The sequence below is a fragment of the Paraglaciecola sp. genome, from assembly GCF_039943935.1.
Taxonomy (GTDB): Bacteria; Pseudomonadota; Gammaproteobacteria; order Enterobacterales; family Alteromonadaceae; genus Paraglaciecola.
This window is the reverse complement of sequence record NZ_JBDUZQ010000016.1, coordinates 13418-32888: the sequence shown is the minus strand read 5'-3', so window position 1 is coordinate 32888 and position 19471 is coordinate 13418. Positions and strand designations below refer to the sequence as shown.

16 protein-coding genes are annotated in these 19471 nt (G+C 38.4%); 8 read left to right on the top strand and 8 right to left on the bottom strand.

Annotation, left to right across the window (positions count from 1 at the left end; all coding sequences use genetic code 11):
- The first annotated feature begins 1 nt into the window (after position 1).
- A complete protein-coding gene (locus ABJD71_RS09045; protein ID WP_348167738.1) occupies positions 2-3112 on the top strand; it encodes an efflux RND transporter permease subunit in 3111 nt (1036 codons plus the stop codon).
- Positions 3113-3133: 21 nt separating this feature from the next.
- Here the strand turns inward: ABJD71_RS09045 and ABJD71_RS09040 are convergent, their stop codons facing one another.
- From ABJD71_RS09040 to rpsU, 5 genes are all read right to left on the bottom strand, one after another.
- Positions 3134-4699: a sodium/solute symporter gene (locus ABJD71_RS09040; RefSeq protein WP_348167735.1), complete on the bottom strand. Its 1566-nt coding sequence runs from the start codon at positions 4697-4699 to the stop codon at positions 3134-3136.
- 103 nt (positions 4700-4802) lie between these two features.
- A complete protein-coding gene (gene rpoD, locus ABJD71_RS09035) occupies positions 4803-6662 on the bottom strand; it encodes an RNA polymerase sigma factor RpoD (protein ID WP_348168099.1) in 1860 nt (619 codons plus the stop codon).
- Positions 6663-6796: 134 nt separating this feature from the next.
- Complete coding sequence (gene dnaG, locus ABJD71_RS09030; RefSeq protein ID WP_348167732.1) at positions 6797-8563, bottom strand: DNA primase; 1767 nt, start codon at positions 8561-8563, stop codon at positions 6797-6799.
- Between the two features lie 134 nt (positions 8564-8697).
- Entirely contained in the window at positions 8698-9159 is a 462-nt protein-coding gene (locus tag ABJD71_RS09025) for a GatB/YqeY domain-containing protein (protein WP_348167729.1), read from the bottom strand.
- An 80-nt stretch (positions 9160-9239) separates the two neighbouring features.
- Positions 9240-9455, bottom strand: coding sequence for a 30S ribosomal protein S21 (gene rpsU, locus ABJD71_RS09020; RefSeq protein WP_006991319.1), 216 nt, complete (start codon positions 9453-9455; stop codon positions 9240-9242).
- Between the two features lie 220 nt (positions 9456-9675).
- Between rpsU and tsaD the strand changes: the two genes are divergently transcribed.
- Entirely contained in the window at positions 9676-10689 is a 1014-nt protein-coding gene (gene tsaD, locus ABJD71_RS09015) for a tRNA (adenosine(37)-N6)-threonylcarbamoyltransferase complex transferase subunit TsaD (RefSeq protein ID WP_348167726.1), read from the top strand.
- Between the two features lie 132 nt (positions 10690-10821).
- The gene (locus ABJD71_RS09010; protein ID WP_348167723.1) at positions 10822-12264 is read left to right on the top strand and encodes a hypothetical protein; all 1443 of its coding nucleotides are present in this window, start codon (positions 10822-10824) and stop codon (positions 12262-12264) included.
- A 57-nt stretch (positions 12265-12321) separates the two neighbouring features.
- On the opposite strand, the gene plsY is transcribed toward ABJD71_RS09010, so the two are convergent.
- Entirely contained in the window at positions 12322-12921 is a 600-nt protein-coding gene (gene plsY / locus ABJD71_RS09005; RefSeq protein ID WP_348167720.1) for a glycerol-3-phosphate 1-O-acyltransferase PlsY, read from the bottom strand.
- 76 nt (positions 12922-12997) lie between these two features.
- Here plsY and folB point away from each other — a divergent pair, with 76 nt between their 5' ends.
- The 5 genes from folB to ABJD71_RS08980 all read left to right on the top strand — a co-directional run bounded on the left by folB (position 12998) and on the right by ABJD71_RS08980 (position 16523).
- Positions 12998-13357: a dihydroneopterin aldolase gene (folB, locus tag ABJD71_RS09000; protein ID WP_348167717.1), complete on the top strand. Its 360-nt coding sequence runs from the start codon at positions 12998-13000 to the stop codon at positions 13355-13357.
- Between the two features lie 17 nt (positions 13358-13374).
- Positions 13375-13875: a 2-amino-4-hydroxy-6-hydroxymethyldihydropteridine diphosphokinase gene (gene folK, locus ABJD71_RS08995; protein ID WP_348168095.1), complete on the top strand. Its 501-nt coding sequence runs from the start codon at positions 13375-13377 to the stop codon at positions 13873-13875.
- The gene (locus tag ABJD71_RS08990; protein ID WP_348167714.1) at positions 13872-14672 is read left to right on the top strand and encodes an undecaprenyl-diphosphate phosphatase; all 801 of its coding nucleotides are present in this window, start codon (positions 13872-13874) and stop codon (positions 14670-14672) included. Before folK ends, ABJD71_RS08990 begins: the two co-directional genes overlap by 4 nt.
- 12 nt (positions 14673-14684) lie before the next feature.
- Positions 14685-15050, top strand: a complete 366-nt coding sequence (locus ABJD71_RS08985) for a histidine triad nucleotide-binding protein (RefSeq protein ID WP_348167711.1) — start codon at positions 14685-14687, stop codon at positions 15048-15050.
- 636 nt (positions 15051-15686) lie between these two features.
- Positions 15687-16523, top strand: a complete 837-nt coding sequence (locus tag ABJD71_RS08980; RefSeq protein ID WP_348167708.1) for an HDOD domain-containing protein — start codon at positions 15687-15689, stop codon at positions 16521-16523.
- A 58-nt stretch (positions 16524-16581) separates the two neighbouring features.
- Here ABJD71_RS08980 and rdgC read toward each other — a convergent pair whose 3' ends face one another.
- Together rdgC and ABJD71_RS08970 are read right to left on the bottom strand one after the other, a co-directional pair.
- Positions 16582-17484, bottom strand: a complete 903-nt coding sequence (gene rdgC / locus ABJD71_RS08975) for a recombination-associated protein RdgC (RefSeq protein WP_348167705.1) — start codon at positions 17482-17484, stop codon at positions 16582-16584.
- 133 nt (positions 17485-17617) lie between these two features.
- On the bottom strand, positions 17618-19339 hold the full coding sequence (locus ABJD71_RS08970) for an ATP-binding protein (RefSeq protein WP_348167702.1): 1722 nt from the start codon (positions 19337-19339) through the stop codon (positions 17618-17620).
- Between the last annotated feature and the right edge of the window lie 132 nt (positions 19340-19471).

The following is a 19471-nucleotide window of genomic DNA, read 5'->3' as shown; positions in this document are numbered from 1 at the left end:
CGTGCTTATATCTGACATTTCGGTTAAACGACCGGTTTTTGCTTCCGTTGTTAATCTAGTTCTAGTGGTATTTGGTATTGTATCAATTACTTTTTTAAGTTTGCGAGAATATCCAGATGTAGACCCTCCAATTGTATCAATTAACACTAATTACACCGGAGCTTCATCTTCAATCGTTGAGACCCGCATTACTCAGTTGTTAGAAGATAGGATTAGCGGTATTGAAGGGATCAAAAGTATTACTTCGACTAGCAGAAATGGACGTTCTCAAATTACTATTGAATTTAATTTATCCAGAGATATTGATGCGGCATCAAATGATGTTAGAGAGCGAGTCAGTAGAGCATTAAATAACCTACCTGACCAGGCCGATCCCCCTGAAGTATCAAAGTCAACTTCAGATGATGATGTTATCGTTTGGTACAACTTACGCAGTGATAATTTATCGGTTATGGAACTGACTGATTATGCAGATCGCTTTATCGTTGACCGTCTATCTGTAGCCGATGGCGTTGCTAGGGTTCGGATTGGTGGTGGCCGCAGCTATGCTATGAAAGTATGGCTTGATCGAAATGCAATGGCAGCCAGGCAAATCACTGTAGCTGACGTAGAAAATGTTATTCGTTCTGAAAACGTTGAGCTACCTGCTGGGGAAATCGAATCAATTAATCGTGACTTTGAAGTACGAGTTGCCCGTAGTTTTTTAACTCCTGAAGACTTCGCTAATTTGACTGTTAAAGCCAGCGCTGATGGCTACTTAGTTAAGTTAGGGGAAATAGCACGTGTTGAATTAGGCGCCGATGACGATGAAACTGAGTTTCGTGGTGACGGTGTGAATATGATTGGTTTAGGTATAATTAAACAGTCAAAAGCTAACACCCTTGAAGTGGCTCGAGAAGCCAAGAAAGCCATTCAAGAAATAGAAGAAACCCTGCCAGATAATATTTTTATTGTGCCCAGCTATGATTCATCAGTGTTCATTGAAGCTTCAATAAATGAAGTATATGAAACTCTTGCTATCGCCATGTTAATGGTGGTTTTAGTTATCTATGTATTCTTAGGAAATGTGAGAGCGACCATAATCCCAGCAGTAACTGTACCTGTATCTTTAGTGGCCGCATTTATTGTGATGTATGCTCTTGGGTTTTCAATCAATTTATTGACCTTGCTAGCTCTGGTTTTAGGGATAGGTCTGGTTGTAGATGACGCTATTGTTGTACTTGAAAACATATCACGAAGAATTGAATTGGGTGAGCCTCCTATTCTTGCTGCCTATCGAGGGGCCCGAGAGGTTGGCTTTGCCGTTATTGCAACTACATTAGTGCTGATTGCTGTTTTTGTTCCACTCGTCTTTTTACAAGGTAACGTAGGCCGATTATTTACTGAATTCGCTTTGGCTATAGCCGCAGCTGTGGCGTTTTCCAGTGTTACAGCTTTAACACTTTCTCCCATGATGTGTTCTTTGTTGTTAAAAAAACGCAACAAGAAAAGCGGCTTTTCATATTGGGTTGACCGTAAATTTACGCGCATTGAAAAAGGCTATTACAATGGGTTAGGAGTGACTATACATCAGCCATTTCTCATGGTGTTGTTAGTCGGAGTTAGTATTATTGCTTTGTTCAAATTGAGCCAGATTTTACCGGGAGAGTTCGTACCTAAAGAAGATAGAGGTAACTTTTTCATTCGAGTGCAAACCGCTGAAGGTTCTAGTTTCGAGAATAACTCTGCAAATATGAAAAAGATTGAAGACATTTTAATGGAGTACTCAGCTAACGGTGAAGTTGATAGGGTGTTAGTACGTACACCAGGGTTTGGTGGGACGGGTGGGATCGGGGTTGTTGGTATGCCTTTTGACAGAGAAAGAAAACGCTCAACCTTTGAAGTTATGGATGAAATGAGTAAAAGGTTAGCTGCCATTCCTGATGTAAGGGCGTTCGCTATTATGCGAAGCGGTATTGGGGGAGGTGGGTTAAACAGACCTGTTCAATTTGTTCTTCAAGGCAATACCTATGAAGACTTAGTTCGTTGGCGAGATATTGTATTAGAGAAAGCTCGAGCTAATCCTAATTTAATTCGAGTTGACTCTGATTACAAAGAAACTTGGCCTCAGTTGTTAGTAAATATTGATAAAAATAGGGCCGCTGATTTAGGCGTATCTATTAGCGATATTGGCCGCACCTTAGAGACCATGTTAGGCCAAAGGCGCGTATCGACCTATTTAGATAAAGGTCAAGAGTACGATGTAATCATGGAAGGGGAGAAGTCTGATTATCGCAGCCCGCAAAGTATAGAAAATATCTATGTGCGCTCTTCGCAGAGTAATCAGTTAATACCATTAGACAATTTGCTGTCTGTCAGTGAAAGAGCTACCTCTGCAAGGTTAAATCGTTATAACCGTATGAGAAGTATTACCATAAGTGCAAACTTAGCTGATGGTTATACGGTTGGTGAGGCACTTGATTACTTAAATGACATCGTCAAAACTGAAATTTCTGATCCTGTGTCTATTGACTACAAAGGAGAGTCTCAGCTTTATCAAGAGTCTGGTAACTCTATTCTCTTTATCTTTGCTTTGGCTCTAGTTGTCACATATTTGATTTTGGCGGCTCAGTTTGAAAGTTGGATCCATCCTTTAGTTATTATGCTAACGGTTCCTGTTGCTCTAGTTGGGGCGTTTGTTGGTTTATACCTGTTCGGCATGACCCTCAATATCTACAGTCAAATAGGGCTCGTTATGTTGATTGGTCTGGCAGCTAAGAATGGTATTTTAATTGTAGAGTTTGCGAACCAGTTAAGAGATGCGGGTATGGAGTTTGAGAAAGCATTGAGAACGGCCGCTTCTCAAAGGTTAAGACCCATAGTGATGACTGGTTTTACCACTGTTTTTAGTTCACTTCCATTGGTTTTGGCAACGGGAGCGGGGGCTGAAAGTCGTACGGTCATAGGTGTTGTAATATGTGCGGGAGTATTAATTTCAGCATTCCTAACCCTTTATATTGTGCCGACTGCTTACTATTTGTTTGCTAAAAATACAGGTTCTCCTAATAAGCGAGGAAACACTATTGAACAGCTAGAAAAAGATATTCCCTATCGAAAAGGTGAATTAGATTAATAAAACGCCTGCTTTTGTTCATTACAAAAACAGGCTTTGTATTGTAAAACAAAACCCTAAAAGGCTGAAAAACCAAACTATTAGCGCTGTTGTGTTGGCTGTAGTTAGTACTTTTAACCGAGCAGTAAAAAATGACTGCTTTGTTGATTCAGAAGACAACAGATATAAACAACAAGCGATACTAATAGTGCAAATAAAACCGCTTAGATTCCACCAAAACCAAAAAATATGCGGTTGATAAAGCCATAGATAAATATTACTGACTACACCTAGGATTAAACCAATATTTACCTGCTTAGCTGTTATACCTGAAGTACAGGTCGCTATTAAGAAGGTAGCTAAAATTGGCCCATAGCAAACAGATCCAATTTTATTAATGGCTTCTATTATTGTGGGCGCAATATCTCCTGCAAAAAAAGATAAACTAAGGGTAACTCCTCCCCAAAATATACCCGCATACTTTGCGACTCTTATAGACGCCTCTGATGATAATGTTTTCCCTGTCACTCTGCAGTAATCCTCAATGCTAACTGCAGATAAACTATTAATAGCAGAGCTTAAAGAAGACATAGCAGCAGCTAAGATTGCGACGAGCAGCAAACCTAAAATACCGTTTGGTAAATAGTTAACAATAAAAATTGGCATCATCCAATCTGGATGTTCAACAGGAATTTGAGAGATGAACTCGGGAGTGGTTAAAGCCAATGTGCCTATTATCAACCCTGCTAAACAATAAATTAAGGTGATCGGGAAACGTAAGAAGCTAGCTGTCATTATTATTTTTTTTAGATCGCTAAGGCTTTTTGCCGCCAACGAACGCTGAGCTTCTGACTGATCGCACCCATAATAAGAGGCGTAAAGAACGATGCCACCAAAAATCATGGGCAATAATCCAAAACCTTCACCATCAAATCCATTTGAGTCTATATTGAGTGTTGTAAGCCTTTGTGTATCAACAAGCTCAGTAAAATTTGTCCAGCCACCGATGTTATAAAGGCCAAACCCCAAGCAGATTAATGCCCCTGTAATGATCAGTACCATTTGTACAGCATCGCCATACACCACTGCTTTCATACCTCCTTGCAGTGAGTAGATAAGTGTGATGACTCCAATTAGTAAGACACTTTGCCAAAATGCTAAGCCCATGGTGCTTTGAAGAATAATAGAAATAGCATAAATCATAATAGCAGTAGCAAAAGACCGGCTAATTTGAAACACGATGCTGATTAACACTCGGGATGAACGTCCAAAGCGTTTTTCTAAAAAGTCATATACAGTGATGATACCAGCACGATAGAGGGTAGGTAGAATAAAGTATAGTAGCGCCAACATAGCTAAAGGGAGTGCTAGTTCGTATGATAGCCAGGTTAGTCCACCACCTTCTCGTAAGCCCACAAAAGCAGGGGCTGATATAAAGCTAACTGCAGAAAGCTGTGTTGCCATGATAGATAAAGATAAGGGCTTCCATCCTAGCTGGTTATTAGCTAAAAAGTAGTCTTCTGTATTTACTTGTTTTCTAAACGTAAAACCCATTATCAATAGCCCAGCTAGATAGGTGGCGATGATGGCATAATCGAAAATATTCATTAAACGTTGCTTTAATAACTAATTATTGAATTACCTTACAAAAAATAATACATAAAAAAAAGCCCCAGCATTTGCTGAGGCTTTGTTATCTTGTTGATTATCCTTATTCGTCTAAGAAACTTTTTAGTTGCTCAGAACGGCTAGGGTGACGTAATTTACGTAATGCTTTTGCTTCAATTTGACGAATACGCTCTCGGGTTACATCAAACTGTTTACCGACTTCTTCTAGGGTATGGTCAGTGTTCATGTCGATACCAAATCGCATTCTCAATACTTTAGCTTCACGTGCAGTTAAACCAGCTAGAACTTCTTGAGTGGCATCTTTTAAACTACCGCCGGTGGCTGAGTCTAAAGGCTGAACAATTGTACTGTCTTCGATAAAGTCACCTAAGTGCGAATCTTCATCATCACCAATTGGTGTTTCCATAGAAATAGGTTCTTTAGCTATCTTTAACACCTTACGAACTTTGTCTTCAGGCATTAACATACGTTCAGATAGCTCTTCAGGAGATGGCTCACGTCCCATTTCTTGTAACATTTGACGAGATATACGATTTAATTTATTAATCGTTTCTATCATGTGTACAGGAATACGGATTGTTCTTGCTTGGTCTGCAATTGAGCGAGTGATAGCCTGACGTATCCACCAAGTAGCATAAGTTGAGAACTTATAACCACGACGATACTCAAACTTATCTACTGCTTTCATTAGACCGATGTTACCTTCTTGAATTAGATCTAAGAATTGTAAGCCTCGGTTTGTATATTTTTTCGCGATTGAAATAACCAAACGTAAGTTTGCTTCAACCATTTCTTTCTTAGCTCGGCGGGCTTTTGCTTCGCCAATTGACATGCGACGGTTGATATCTTTGATATCAGCAATAATTAATCCAGTTTCTTCTTCTACTGTATTCATTTTGCTAATTGCACGCTCAAGTTCTTCTTGGTGTGCTCGCATCTCTTCTGCATAAGGCAATGCAGAGTCCAATATTTCAAATAACCAATCAGTTGAGGTTTCGTTGCCAGAAAAAGCTTTGATGAAATCTTTCTTCGGCATTTTTGCAGTAATAACACAGTGTTTCATCACTATACGTTCTTGCACACGAATTCGATTCATCATGCCACGCATGTTTTTAACCATGCGATCAAATTGCTTAGGCGTAAGCCTAAACTCTTTAAATACTTCACTTAACTCATTAATCTGAACACGAGATTCTTTATGAGATCTACCTTTAGCGTCGATGATATCTCGTACTTTTTCGTATTGAATGCGAAGAGCTGTGAATTTTTCACGTGCTAATTCAGGATCTGGGCCCGTATCTTCTTCTTCTTCGTCTTCATCATCATCGTCACCGTCTTCGTCTTCTAATTCTTCCTCAGATAACTCAGAACCCACGTGAGTTGCAGTTGGGGCTACGTCTTGCTCGTTTGGATCAACAAAACCAATGATGATATCACTAAGGCGAATTTCTTCAGCTTCAAATAAATCCCACTGATCAAGCAAATGAGTAATGGCTTCAGGGTACTCAGCTACAGAGCATTGAACCTGATTAATACCTTCCTCGATACGTTTGGCGATAACGATTTCGCCTTCACGGGTCAATAGTTCAACTGTACCCATCTCACGCATGTACATGCGAACTGGATCAGTTGTGCGACCAATTTCACTTTCAACTGTTGCTAATGCAGCAGCTGCGGCTTCTGCAGCTTCTTCATCAGTATCACTTTCTTGCATTAAAAGTTCGTCTGAATCAGGGGCCGTTTCGAATACCTTAATCCCCATATCGTTGATCATGCGGATAATGTCTTCAATCTGATCAGAATCTACAATGTCTTGTGGGAGGTGGTCGTTAACTTCCGCGAAAGTCAAATAGCCCTGTTCTTTACCTTTAGCAATGAGGAGTTTTATCTGCGACTGCTTGCTTTGCACCATATAACTTACACTTCTCGAATTTGATTGAATATTGATAGAAGCCACTCCTAGGGAGGACTTGTACTGTACCTTGTTGCATTTACCCAGTAATAATTACTTCATACTGCGACTTCAGCGAATTCGCCAGTATAGCAGACTCACTATGCATACGGCTATATGTTGGGTCATTTTTGTTCTTTTACAAGTAGGTTTAACTCTTGTTTTTCATCTTCGCTCAATTTGCTTACCCTAGACTTAGAAAATAGCTCATCCATTCTGCTTTGAAGATGCCAATCTAGGAGCTTAGAAAAACTGTCTTCAAAGACTTTTTGTTGGTTTTGCTCTGCATATTCCCATGCTAATAACTTTGGTAAATGTGGACCCTGAGGATGTTCTCTAAAATACTCTAATACATTTGCAGTTTTTGCAGTCGGGTAGGCTTTACAATATTGATAAAGCTCAATTAAGAGATCTAGCCCTGGTATATTTACGGCAGATAATACAGACAGGTCAGTGGTTGGTGAGGCTGAAGCTAAACTAGGTTCATCTAACAACAGTCTCAGCATCATTCTAACGGGAGATATAGTGCTTTTGTTAAGCCTATTAAAGTCTAATTTCTGAGGTCCTTTGTGCTGATTGGCTTTGGCTATATCACGCTCTAACCTGTGTCTATTTTGCTCACCCATATAATTACTTAAGTCAGACATCAAAATATCTCGAATATTGTCCCCTACAATTTGCTCAATCAGCGGAGTGGCTTCCGTTTTTAGTGCGGCTTTTCCTTCTAAGCTACCCACATGATGTCTTTTTAGTAAATTATCAAAGAAAAATCTAGAAAGCGGTACTGAATCTGTTTTAAGTTTGTCTTCAAATTCGTTTTTACCTATTTGACGAACTAAGGTATCTGGGTCTTCGCCGTCTGGTAAAAATAAAAACTTCATTTCGACACCATCTTTTAAGAAGGGAAGCGCACTTTCTAAAGCTCTCCACGCGGCTTCTCGACCAGCTCGGTCACCATCGTAACAGCAAATGACTTCGTTGGTAGAACGAAATAACATTTGAATATGCTCAGCTGTTGTAGCTGTACCCAATGACGCAACAGCATAGTCAATTCCAAACTGTGCTAGCGCTACAACATCCATATAACCTTCAACAATAATGACTTTTTCTAAGTTACGATGAGCCTGCTTTGCTTGATAAAAACCATATAACTCGTGTCCCTTATGAAAAATACGAGTTTCTGGAGAGTTGAGGTATTTAGGTCCGCCATCTTCTAGAACTCTGCCGCCAAATCCAATGACGCGGCCTCGTTTATCCCGTATAGGAAACATAATACGATCACGAAAGAAATCAAATCTGCGCCTATTGTCGTTTTCTGTAATGAGTTTAAGGTCGAGTAACTGTTGTTGGTACTCCGGACTAATTCCAAAGGTTTTAAGTATTGAGTCCCACTCGGGAGGTGCAAAACCCATATCAAAGGCTTTGACAACTTCCCCACTTAGGCCTCGATTTTTTAAATAACCAACGGCTTTATCTTTGTCTGGATGGATTTTAAGTTGCTGCGAAAAATATTTTGCGACTTTTTCCATCAAATCGTAATCGTTTTCTTTTTGCTGTTTTTGAGCGGCGCTTGGAGCAGGAGAGCTACCTTTTTCTCTCGGTACTTCAATGCTGTGATACTGAGCGAGTTCCTCAATTGCTTCTGGAAATTCTATGCGGTCGAATTCCATTAAAAATGTTATGACATTTCCGTGAGCACCGCATCCAAAACAATGATAAAACTGTTTATCTTGGCTAACCGTAAATGAGGGACTTTTTTCATTATGAAATGGACAACAAGCTTGATGATTACGCCCAGCTTTCTTTAGTGGGACTCGACCATCAATAATTTCTACTATGTCTGTGCGAGCAATAATGTCATCTATGAACTCACGAGGAATACGACCAGACATGGGACCTTCTCAATTTTTAAAACAGGTTAATATAATGCCATAGAGCTTTGTCTACTGAGACAAAATTTTCTTGAAAAAAACAAAAAACCGCATTTAATGCGGCTTCTTAGGATGTGTATTCAGATTACTAGGTGTTAGGCATTAAGCTTGACTTTGATTTTACCGCTAAGTTGGCCCATGTCAGCTCTGCCCTGAACTTTGGGTTTTAACCAAGACATGACCTTACCCATATCTTTCATACCTGAAGCTCCAGACTCTGAAATAGCTTGAACAATTAAATTATCAATCTCTTCATCATTAAGGGGCTTAGGCAAAAAGTCTTGTAAAATAGCAATCTCTGCGAGTTCAACATCAAGTAAATCTTGACGACCAGCAGTTTCATATTGACTTGCAGCATCTTTTCTTTGTTTTACCATTTTTATCAATATTGCAAGCACACCATCATTATCAATAGCGACATAATCTGGATTTGTGCGACCATCAATTTCATGCTGTTTAATGCTTGCTAGAGCCATGCGAATAGTACCAAGACGAATTTTGTCTTTGGCGCGCATTGCTTCTTTTTGTGCATTTTTTAATTCATCTAATAAAGACATGGAATGACTCAATGAAACTGAATATATGATAAAACGACTAAAAGCGCGTCAAGTCTATTAACGCGCTTAATAGAAGAGATCTAGTACAATCTGATGCGACGAGCGTTTTCGCGAGATAACTTCTTCAAAAGACGTTTCTTTGCAGCTGCTTTTTTACGTTTACGTTCCCAAGTAGGTTTTTCAAAAAATTCGCGACGACGAACTTCCGAAAGTACACCTGCTTTTTCACATGAACGTTTAAAACGACGCAATGCAACATCAAAAGGTTCGTTCTCTCTAACTTTAACGATTGGCATTAAAATCTCACCTCAAAAAATAATATAAACTTTATCGGACCGGTACACTATGTATCCAGCTCGGTTAAAAATGGTGCGGAATTCTAATCATATCCACAGCTTTTGTAAAGCCTTAGCTTGTTAAAAAAGTAATTAATTCTAACAAACGTCACATTAAATTGGCGCTTTTGGCTGCAATCAGTAAAATGCCTGCAAATTATACGTTACTTAACTAGAAAATATGCGCGTTTTAGGAATCGAAACTTCTTGTGATGAGACTGGTGTGGCTATCTATGATGAGCACCAAGGCTTGTTGTCCCATCAATTATACAGCCAAGTAAAGTTACATGCTGATTATGGAGGTGTTGTTCCTGAATTAGCTTCTAGAGATCATGTACGAAAATTAGTGCCATTAATCAAGCAGGCATTAAAAGAAGCTGATTGTACAAATGAAGATCTGGACGGCATTGCGTTTACAAATGGACCTGGGTTGATAGGTGCATTATTAGTGGGCTCTTCAGTTGCGCGCAGCTTAGCTTATGCTTGGGGGGTACCGGCTGTAGGGGTTCATCATATGGAAGGGCATTTGCTAGCTCCCATGTTAGATGAACCTATACCTGAGTATCCTTTTATAGCCTTGTTGGTCTCTGGTGGGCACTCTATGATGGTTAAGGTTGAAGGCATTGGAGGTTACCAAGTTTTAGGTGAGTCAGTGGATGATGCCGCTGGTGAAGCATTTGATAAAACAGCAAAGCTATTAGGTTTGGACTACCCTGGAGGGCCACTATTAGCTAAATTAGCTGATAAAGGTGAATCAGGGCATTATTCATTTCCTCGGCCAATGACGACTAAGCCCGGTTTAGATTTCAGTTTCAGCGGGTTGAAAACCTTCACTGCGAACACTATTCGGGATTCAGACGGCTCTGATCAAGCTAAAGCAAATATTGCCTATGCGTTTCAAGAAGCAGTGGTAGATACTCTCGCTATTAAATGCAAAAGGGCGTTAAAACAAACCGGTATCAAACGTCTGGTTATTGCTGGTGGCGTTAGCGCTAATACCCAATTACGAGAGCAATTAGCGATTATGATGAACAACATCAAGGGTGAGGTCTTTTATCCTAGGTTGGAGTTTTGTACGGATAATGGTGCCATGATTGCTTATGCAGGTTTGCAACGACTCAAGTCTGGTGAATTTGAAGGGTTGTCAACTAAGGCTAGGCCTCGTTGGTCGTTAGAAGAGCTTGCAAAGATATAATTAAGTGTAAAGGTTATTACCACTGCATTAAACGTGGTTGAATTTCATCCTCCAAAGTCTAGATAGGCTGCTTCATAAGTCCTAATTTTACAATCTAGAGTGTCAATTTAATAGTAAACCTGAGGGGGGATTGTGTCGCTAGGAAGTCGTATTAGCTATCCAGAGTCTGTGATTGATTTAAATCGACAGATATATTCAGTAAATAAGCAAGCAAATTCTCTTTATCAACAAGCTGCACTGTATTTTGCAACTATCGGTGAGCACAAGAACTTAGTTGCGGAGTTAGAAGAGCGGATTGAGCAAAAAGAAGACCAATTAGTAACCGTTAAAGGTAAAGAGAAGGCTAGGGCTATTGCAAGTATTAGCATTCTAAAGCAGCGTTTAAACAGGATAAATGCTGATCGTGAATGTGAGCGCTTACTTCGGTTGAGTTGTGCTGTTGATGTGTGCCTTAAGTTACTTGATATTACTGAGAGCCACAATTTCGAAGGTACGCAACTAAAGAGTGCCAAATTTCTTGGGACTATACTTTTACTTTCACCTGGAAGAGGTAAAAAGTTATCTGAGCTACATCAACGTTTAAAACCAGCATATAAAACTATTCTAAGTTTGCGCCTGTTAGACAAGTTAGTAGAAGATGGCAGTATTAAGAGTTCATATATTGTTGAGGCTTATGACGCTGAAACACGGTATGAAAAGAATAATCGTCTAGATAACCCTTACTTTCGAAGTGTGTTGTTACCCATCATGCTAGTTGCGTTGTTTCAGGATGTTGGTTTTCAGCACCCAGATGTCATTGCCATCATGAAAGGAGGTGGTAGTCTAGATGAATTTCGCCCATTACAGGCTGAAGAGCGTGATCTGATGTTGAAGTTGGGTTATCAACACGCAATTGATTACGCCTTAAATGGGTTAGGGTGTCAAAAATATCAAGGAGGGTCTAAAGTAGCAAAGAGCCAATTTGATAATATTGAAAAGATGCGCTTAAAGTTTCAAATAGGTTTTTTAAAAGATATTGTAAATCCAGCGATTGGTATTGGAGACATCGTTAAAATACCTCAGGTCTATACATCAGTAGTTTTATCTACAAAGCGCGACTTCATAAAAAAAGACTTACCAAAAGCATCTAAAATAATTGCACAGTTAGCAGTCAACAGTACAGTGAATCAGAAAGCTGCAGATGCATTTATCAGTATTGTTGGACACTTCCCCCAAGGTTATGGTGTGACGTTAATTCCTAAAAATTTACAAGGTGTAGAATTAGACAATTATGAATATGCCGTTGTCACCCGTTTAAACCCTCAAAACCCTGATGAGCCTATATGCAAGGTTGTAACCCGAAATTTAACTTACATTACTTTTGGAGCGACCACGAGTGTTAAAAAGGATTGTAATTTACATTTTAATATAGCTCGAAATAAACTTTCAAAAATAGATAGTACTCGCTTAAAAACGATTATGAAAACACTGTCTTATTCATTTAAAGTCGATGATATAGAAACCTTAGTTCCTCCTTTTTGGGAGCCTCATGAATATTTTTCAGATAGGAAAAACCAAAATTTATGGACAATGTAAGATTAACAGAATGCTCTGGCATTAGGAGTGGGCGAGTTGATACTAATCAAAGGCTTATTATCTTGATAGGTTTTTGAGAGTTATTTTACTTTCGTGTCCTCGCATTAATCTTACAATATTGTCTTTGTGACGAAACACAATCAATGCACTTAAAATACCAACAGGAATAGCAAACTCTGGTTTGATTAACATTGTCAAGAATGGCGCTATGCAAACCGACACTATTGCAGCTAAAGATGAATATTTAGTTAAATAAATCACCAGGCCCCAGGTTAAAATTAGCAGTGCCGCTAACTCTAAACCTAATGGCAATATAGCTCCGAAGGCTGTAGCAACTGCTTTACCTCCCGAGAAATGAAAGAATAGTGGTAGCATATGACCTAAGCAGGCAAATACCGCTACAAATGCAAGATAAATTGGCTCTATTTCTAGATGGTAGCTGGCATAGACTGGTATCGTGCCTTTTAAAATATCAAGTATCAAGACTAAACTAGCGGGAAGCTTCCCTCCAATTCTCAGCACATTAGTCGCCCCAGGATTACCAGAGCCTGTTTCTCTTGGGTCTGCTAATCCAAATAATTGGCACACTAAAATCGCACTAGAAATCGATCCTAATAGATAAGCTGAAGCAAACATTAATATTGTTAACGCTGTCATGTACTTGTATTAATTAAATAAGTTACAATCAGTGAAGAATATAACAATCTTCCAAAAAATACAGCGCGGATCATCAATGGATAAAATTCATATCGAAGGGCTTGAGGTCTTATCGCTTATAGGTGTGTACGATTGGGAAAGGGAATATCAGCAAAGGCTTATTGTCGATGTAGTCTTACATGTTGATTTATCTAAAGCAGCCAACACCGATGACGTTAGCTTTACACTTAATTACGCTTTAGTTGCTCAAGGGCTTAGTGAATTTGCATCAAGAAGCGAATACAAACTTATAGAGGCCTTTGCCAGCAATATGGTTGATTGGTTATTGATTACATTTCCAGCTTTGAAAAAAGTGCAACTTAAGTTGAGTAAACCCGATATTTTACCCAAAGCTAAAAATGTTGCGGTAGAGTTTTCAAGAGAGCAAATCCGTTGAATAGTCATGTAAAAGATATTCATGATATTTTTATCAGTATCGGAAGTAACGTTGACAAGGAAAGCAATACTAAGGCTGGGCTCGATAGCTTATTTGATAATTTCGGTGAACTTATAATGTCAGCTGTGTATGAAAGCGAGTCTGTGGGATTTGAAGGCAGTAACTTCTATAACTTAGTGGTCAAAACAGAGACGTCTTTACCTGTAAACGAGGTGTGCCGTGTTTTAAAAAGTATTGAAAAAGACCATGGTCGCAAGCGTAGCGAGCAAAAATTCTCTCCGAGAACTCTCGACTTAGATTTATTACTTTACGACAATCTTGTTTTAGAACAACCTATTGAATTACCTCGTCCTGAGGTATTGTATAATGCGTTTGTATTAAAGCCATTGGCTGAAATTGCAGCAGATGTTTTGCACCCTATTGTAAACAAACCTTATGCCGAACTATGGCATGATTATGATAAAAGCCTACAGCGGTTGTGGGCCATTAACTTTGAATGGAGTCCAAATAGTATATGACTATTTTTGAAATTATTATCTTGGCAATTATTCAGGGATTAACTGAGTTTTTACCTATTTCTAGTTCTGCTCATTTAATTTTACCTTCAGAAGTATTAGGGTGGAATGATCAAGGCCTAGCTTATGATGTAGCTGTACATGTAGGTAGTTTACTTGCTGTGATGATTTATTTTCGTGCAGACATCTGGCGGTTAGCTAATGCATGGTTGCGTAATGGTTTAGGCAAAAATCAAACTAACGATAGTCGCTTGGCTTGGTGGGTAATTATTGGCACTATTCCCGCTGTACTGTTTGGGTTTGCTTTTAAAGATTTTATAGAAGTATATGGTCGTTCTGCATTAGTTATTGCTTGTACAACAATTGGCTTCGGTCTTTTGCTTTGGTACGCAGATAGTAAGGCAAAGCAAATTAAAACAGTCAATGGCATCACTTGGAAAAATGCTATTTTTATAGGCATCGCTCAAGCTATTGCTATTATTCCTGGCACTTCTCGCTCCGGGATTACGATGACTGCAGGTCTAATGATTGGTTTAGATCGTGAAAGTGCTGCTCGATTTTCCTTCTTATTATCTATTCCAGTCATATTGGGGGCTGGATTACTAGCAAGTCTAGATCTCGTTCAAGCTCCTGGTGCTGTAGACTGGCAGGCACTACTTTTTGGTGCAGGGTTTTCATTTGTCAGTGCCTATGCTTGTATTTATTTATTTTTAGCCTGGATTTCTAAGATTGGTATGTTGCCGTTTGTCATCTATCGGTTGATTTTAGGCATTGCCTTACTGTTATTTGTACTTTTGTAATCGAGAAATAATATGTCTGAAACTATTTTCACTAAAATTGTTAATAAAGAAATTCCAGCTGAGATCCTTTATGAAGATGATCTTGCTCTTGCATTTAGTGATATTAATCCACAAGCTCCTATTCATTTTTTAGTTATTCCTAAAAAGCCGATACCGACTATCAACGATATTGAACTAGAAGATAAATCCCTAGTTGGACATCTATACTGGGTAGCGGCTCTTATCGCCAAGCAGAAAGGAGTTGCAGAAAGTGGGTATCGTGCAGTAATGAATTGTAACGAGCAGGGTGGGCAAACTGTATACCATATCCATTTACATGTATTAGCTGGTAAATCATTAGGGTGGCCACCTTATCAAGAAAAGCTTAAAGCTGGGTAAGTTTGAAGTGTGATAAAATAGCAGCTAAAAGCTGCTATTTTTTATTTCAAGTAATGCACTAAAGCCCTAATACTTTAATACCCTGTTTGACGTGGATATCTACAGGGATATCAGTAGCTTCTTAGTCTTCATTACTCATTTAACTTGGGTAAAAATGGAATGTCTATATTTCAATGATCTAATGGGTAATAGTTTACGCGACTAAAACCTCTAGCCTTAGACGTTGTGCTTGTTCGGAAACTAAAGTATTGATGTCGTTTTTGACGGCTTCTCATTGTTTTACTTTATAAATACACCCCAAAAATAAGCTTGAAATAATTGCAATTGTGACAATAGAAATATCTGATTTTGAAAGATTTTTCACTTTTTCACCCTGTTTTATCACTTTTAATATTGATTTGGATCGTTTTATCTTAAATATAACTAATTTTTAGCTCTTAAAGTGTGTATCACAGCTAGATAGCTATAAAAAATATGCTAGCATTTGAGAGCTTGAATATGTAAATGTTTAACATAATTATACTGCTAGTTAAGCTGTTTAATTGTAGTAACAGTCTGCAGATAAAAAGGCGACTTATTATTGGGTAGGTTGCTGAGTATTCGTTGACACACTTAACGTGTAATAAAGGAAAATATATGGCTACAGAAAATGCTTTACTAACTATATTGGCTGATAAAATTAATAATGATACTTTGGTGCTTCCAACTTTACCTGCAATAGCTTTAAAAGTAAGGCGAGCTGCAGATGATCCTGAAATCAACCTTAATGCTATGGCGGATGTAATTGCTCAAGATCCGTCGTTAAGCGCCCGTATGATTAAAATATCAAATAGTGCTTATTTGGGTCGAGCGGTAAAAGTTACTTCAACACAACAAGCTGTTACTCGTATTGGTTTACGTCAAATTAAAAATATTTCAACAGCTCTCGCCATGGAACAGCTTTTTGTGTCGAAGAATCCAATTGTCAAAGAACATATGGAAGCTGTATGGGACACTACAATGGAAGTCGTCGCCAACTCTTTAGCTGTATTGCAAGTTCATGTAAAGCAAACTAAAAATCGAACTTTAAATATTGACTCTGTAATGTTAGCTGCTTTAGTGCACAATATTGGTGTATTGCCCATACTGACGGAAGCTGAGCGTCATACTGAGGTATTTGCTAACCCGACGTTTTTAGAAGTTGCTAGAAACAAATTATCAGGGCGAATTGGTGCCAGCATAATGAAAGAGTGGGGGTTTGAGCCTGAATTTATAGAAGTAGCTGAGTCTTGGGGCAATATGTCAGTTCAGTCTGATGGGATCTCATACTTAGATATTGTGCGTTTAGGTGCAGCTTTTTGTGGTAAGTTTGAAGAAAGTAAGGAAGTTGCATTTAAAGCGGCGATAGAAAAGGGCGTAATAAGTGATTTATCTGATTTATTGACCGATGACTTTGAAGAATACAAGGCTAGCGCTAAGCTCATTTTTGAGTAACTGTTATGGAAGTAGGTGCAGACTATCATTCTATTCTGCACCTATTTTAAAAGGCCGATTATCCATCCTCATTTAAGGGGAAAATCTCTTTTAACCTATTTGTAAAACGAACTATTTCTCCTGACATTAGAGCAAAGTTCGCATCCATTCTAGCTAACATTTGATCTTTAGGGATGTCATCATTTTGTTCTCGGACCACATCGCTGAACTTCAGTCGTTTAATGCTTAAGTCTTCTTGAATTATAGCACTAAAGGTTTCATCCCATTCAATGGCTATTTTTTGGACCAATTTTCCTGCTTCTAAATGCTGAGCAATTTCAGTACTGTATAAATCTTGATTTTTACAACGAACTATTGCGCCATCTTCTTCTAGGGCTTTTAATTCTGCTTCTTCAAGTACATTTATATCGCTCGGTGCTTTATCGTCACTAAGCCATGAGGTGAGCTCTGCTTGAACTGATTGTCTCGCTAGAGGCATAACAGGTAGAGAGCCTAAAGCTTTGCGTAACATTGCTAAAAATGCTTCAGCTTTGCCATCTGATGATGCATCTACAACGACTAAATTTTCAGCCATGGATACAAACCCATGTGTGAAACTATTTTTTGTAAAAGCCTGAGGAAGTAAGCGATGGATAATTTCTTGCTTCATATCTTGTTGAGCTTTTTTGCCAACAGGCGAACCAGTTTCAGTCTCAACTAATGCCACTTTATCTGCTAATTCTGCATTTACAACCGCAGCAGGTAAAATTCGCTCCTGCTTTTTTAAGGTTAACCAGATTCTACCTGCGGCAGCGTGAAGTAAACTTTCTCCCTGATTAAAAGGAGAAGCCCACCCCATAGTCGCTAACTCTTGACTGCCACATGGCCGAAATTTAAACTCACCTAACTTGTCTTCAATGTCCTGCTCTTGAAAGTCCATATCTAGTGTTATTGCGTAAAGCTTTAGGTTTTTAAACCACATATAGTAACCGCTATTTGATTAAACATCTAAGAATCAGATGTAAGTAAAAAAAGGGCATAGAGACTAACAGAAATTTGACCTATTCGCCATGGTTGGAGGCTGTTTTCAGAATGATTAACTCGTCAGAAAGAGATTACATTGGAATAGATATTTTGTAATGTAGACCTTCTCCCAATTCACTAGATGCTTGAATTTTTCCCTTCAAAGTTTGAGTGACTAAGTTGTACATAATATGAGTCCCCAATCCACTACCACCTTCACTCCGCTTCGTAGTAAAAAATGCATCAAAATGCTGTTCCAATGTTATTCTATCTAGGCCTTTACCATCATCAGAATAATTGATTAGTAGACTGTTATCTTGCTGGCTAATATCTATAGCAATTGAACCTTTAGGCTTATTGTCAAAACCATGAATTAGCGAGTTCATAATCATATTAGTGAGTATTTGTGCGAGTACTCCAGGGGCACATTTTATTGTTAGATCATCTGGGCAATGGACATCAATAATATGTTGTGTTTTCTTAATACTAGGGGCCAAAGATTGCACAATTTCAATCAAGTATTCACTGACGTTAATTTCTCTTTCAGCTTCACTTGTTTGATCTACTGCTACTTGTTTAAAACTTGAAATTAGATCAGATGCTCTATTTAAATTATTTGTTAGTAGAGTAATGGTTTGTTGTGCTTCAGATAAAAAAGATGACATGGTGCTTCCAGTCAGTTTTTTGTCTTCGTAGGCCACTTTTAATTTATCAACTCTATCTTGTAAGAAGCTAGTGGCTGTCACACCAACACCGAGTGGGGTATTTACATCGTGAGCTATACCTGCCACTAAGCCTCCTAATGACGCCATTTTTGCAGACTCAACTAGCTGATCTTTTGCAAGTTGAATTGTTTCCATTGAGGTGGCAAGTTCCGAATTTCGTTTACGAAGTTCGTCTTCAATAAATTGCCTATTCTCGTTTTCTTGTCTTAGTTCTCGTTGGTTGACTAACAATTCATCTTTTTGTTGTTCGAGGTCGAGCATTATTTTACTTAAGGTTGCAGTCTTTTTGGCCACATCTTCTTCGAGAGAAATATTTTGATCGTCTAATCGTCTGTTGGCTTGCTGTAGTTCGTTTTGTGTTCCTGCTAACTTGGATTGATAATCTATAATTTCATCGATTAATTTGTTATAGGAGGACTCTAATACTTTTAATTCATTATCTTCATTAATACTTAAATCAAGTTTGGATGAGTTAGGATCATTCAAGTTAAAATCAGTGATCTGTTGGGTCAATTCATTTAATGGGCTAGTTAACATTGTGCGAAATGCACTCATGAACAAAAAGACCAGAAATGCTGTTTTTACTATGGCGTTGCCAAGCAGAAAAAATATACCTACTTCAATACGGCCAAAAATAATATCTGAACTTGAATATAAGGTGACATCACCTACTAAAGAGGTTCTACCCGAAAATTCAAAAATAAGTGGAAAACTATAACCAAATGTTCCACCAGAATGGTCTCTCACTACCCCTTTAGTAATCGACTCATGACTCAGTTCTGAGGTTCGCCCTAGGTTAGATATATAGTTTCCGTTTTCATCTCTTATTTGAACTCCTTCAATAATCGGTAATTCCATTAAGCCTACGGCTATTGACTTAGCTTGTGGTGTATTTAACTCCCATATTGCCCGAGTTAGGCTCGTACTAAATGTATTTTTAAGGGTTTGAAGCTCGCTTTCAATATGACTTTTGGCATTTAGGTATTCAGTAAAGACTTGCCCTGCGGTTACTATCAAGGTTAATACAAAATACACTGATAAAACTCTTGTTAAGAGCTTTTTGGATAAACCTTGCTTGGCACTAGTCATTTAAATTTTTATTCCTTAAAATCTTTTGGCAAATAAAGAATATGCGGAATTAAAAGAATAAACAAGCAGTCCAATAACCTGATGTAATTGTAAAGCAGATCTTATTTTTGTATTTTCCTATTACACTTTATA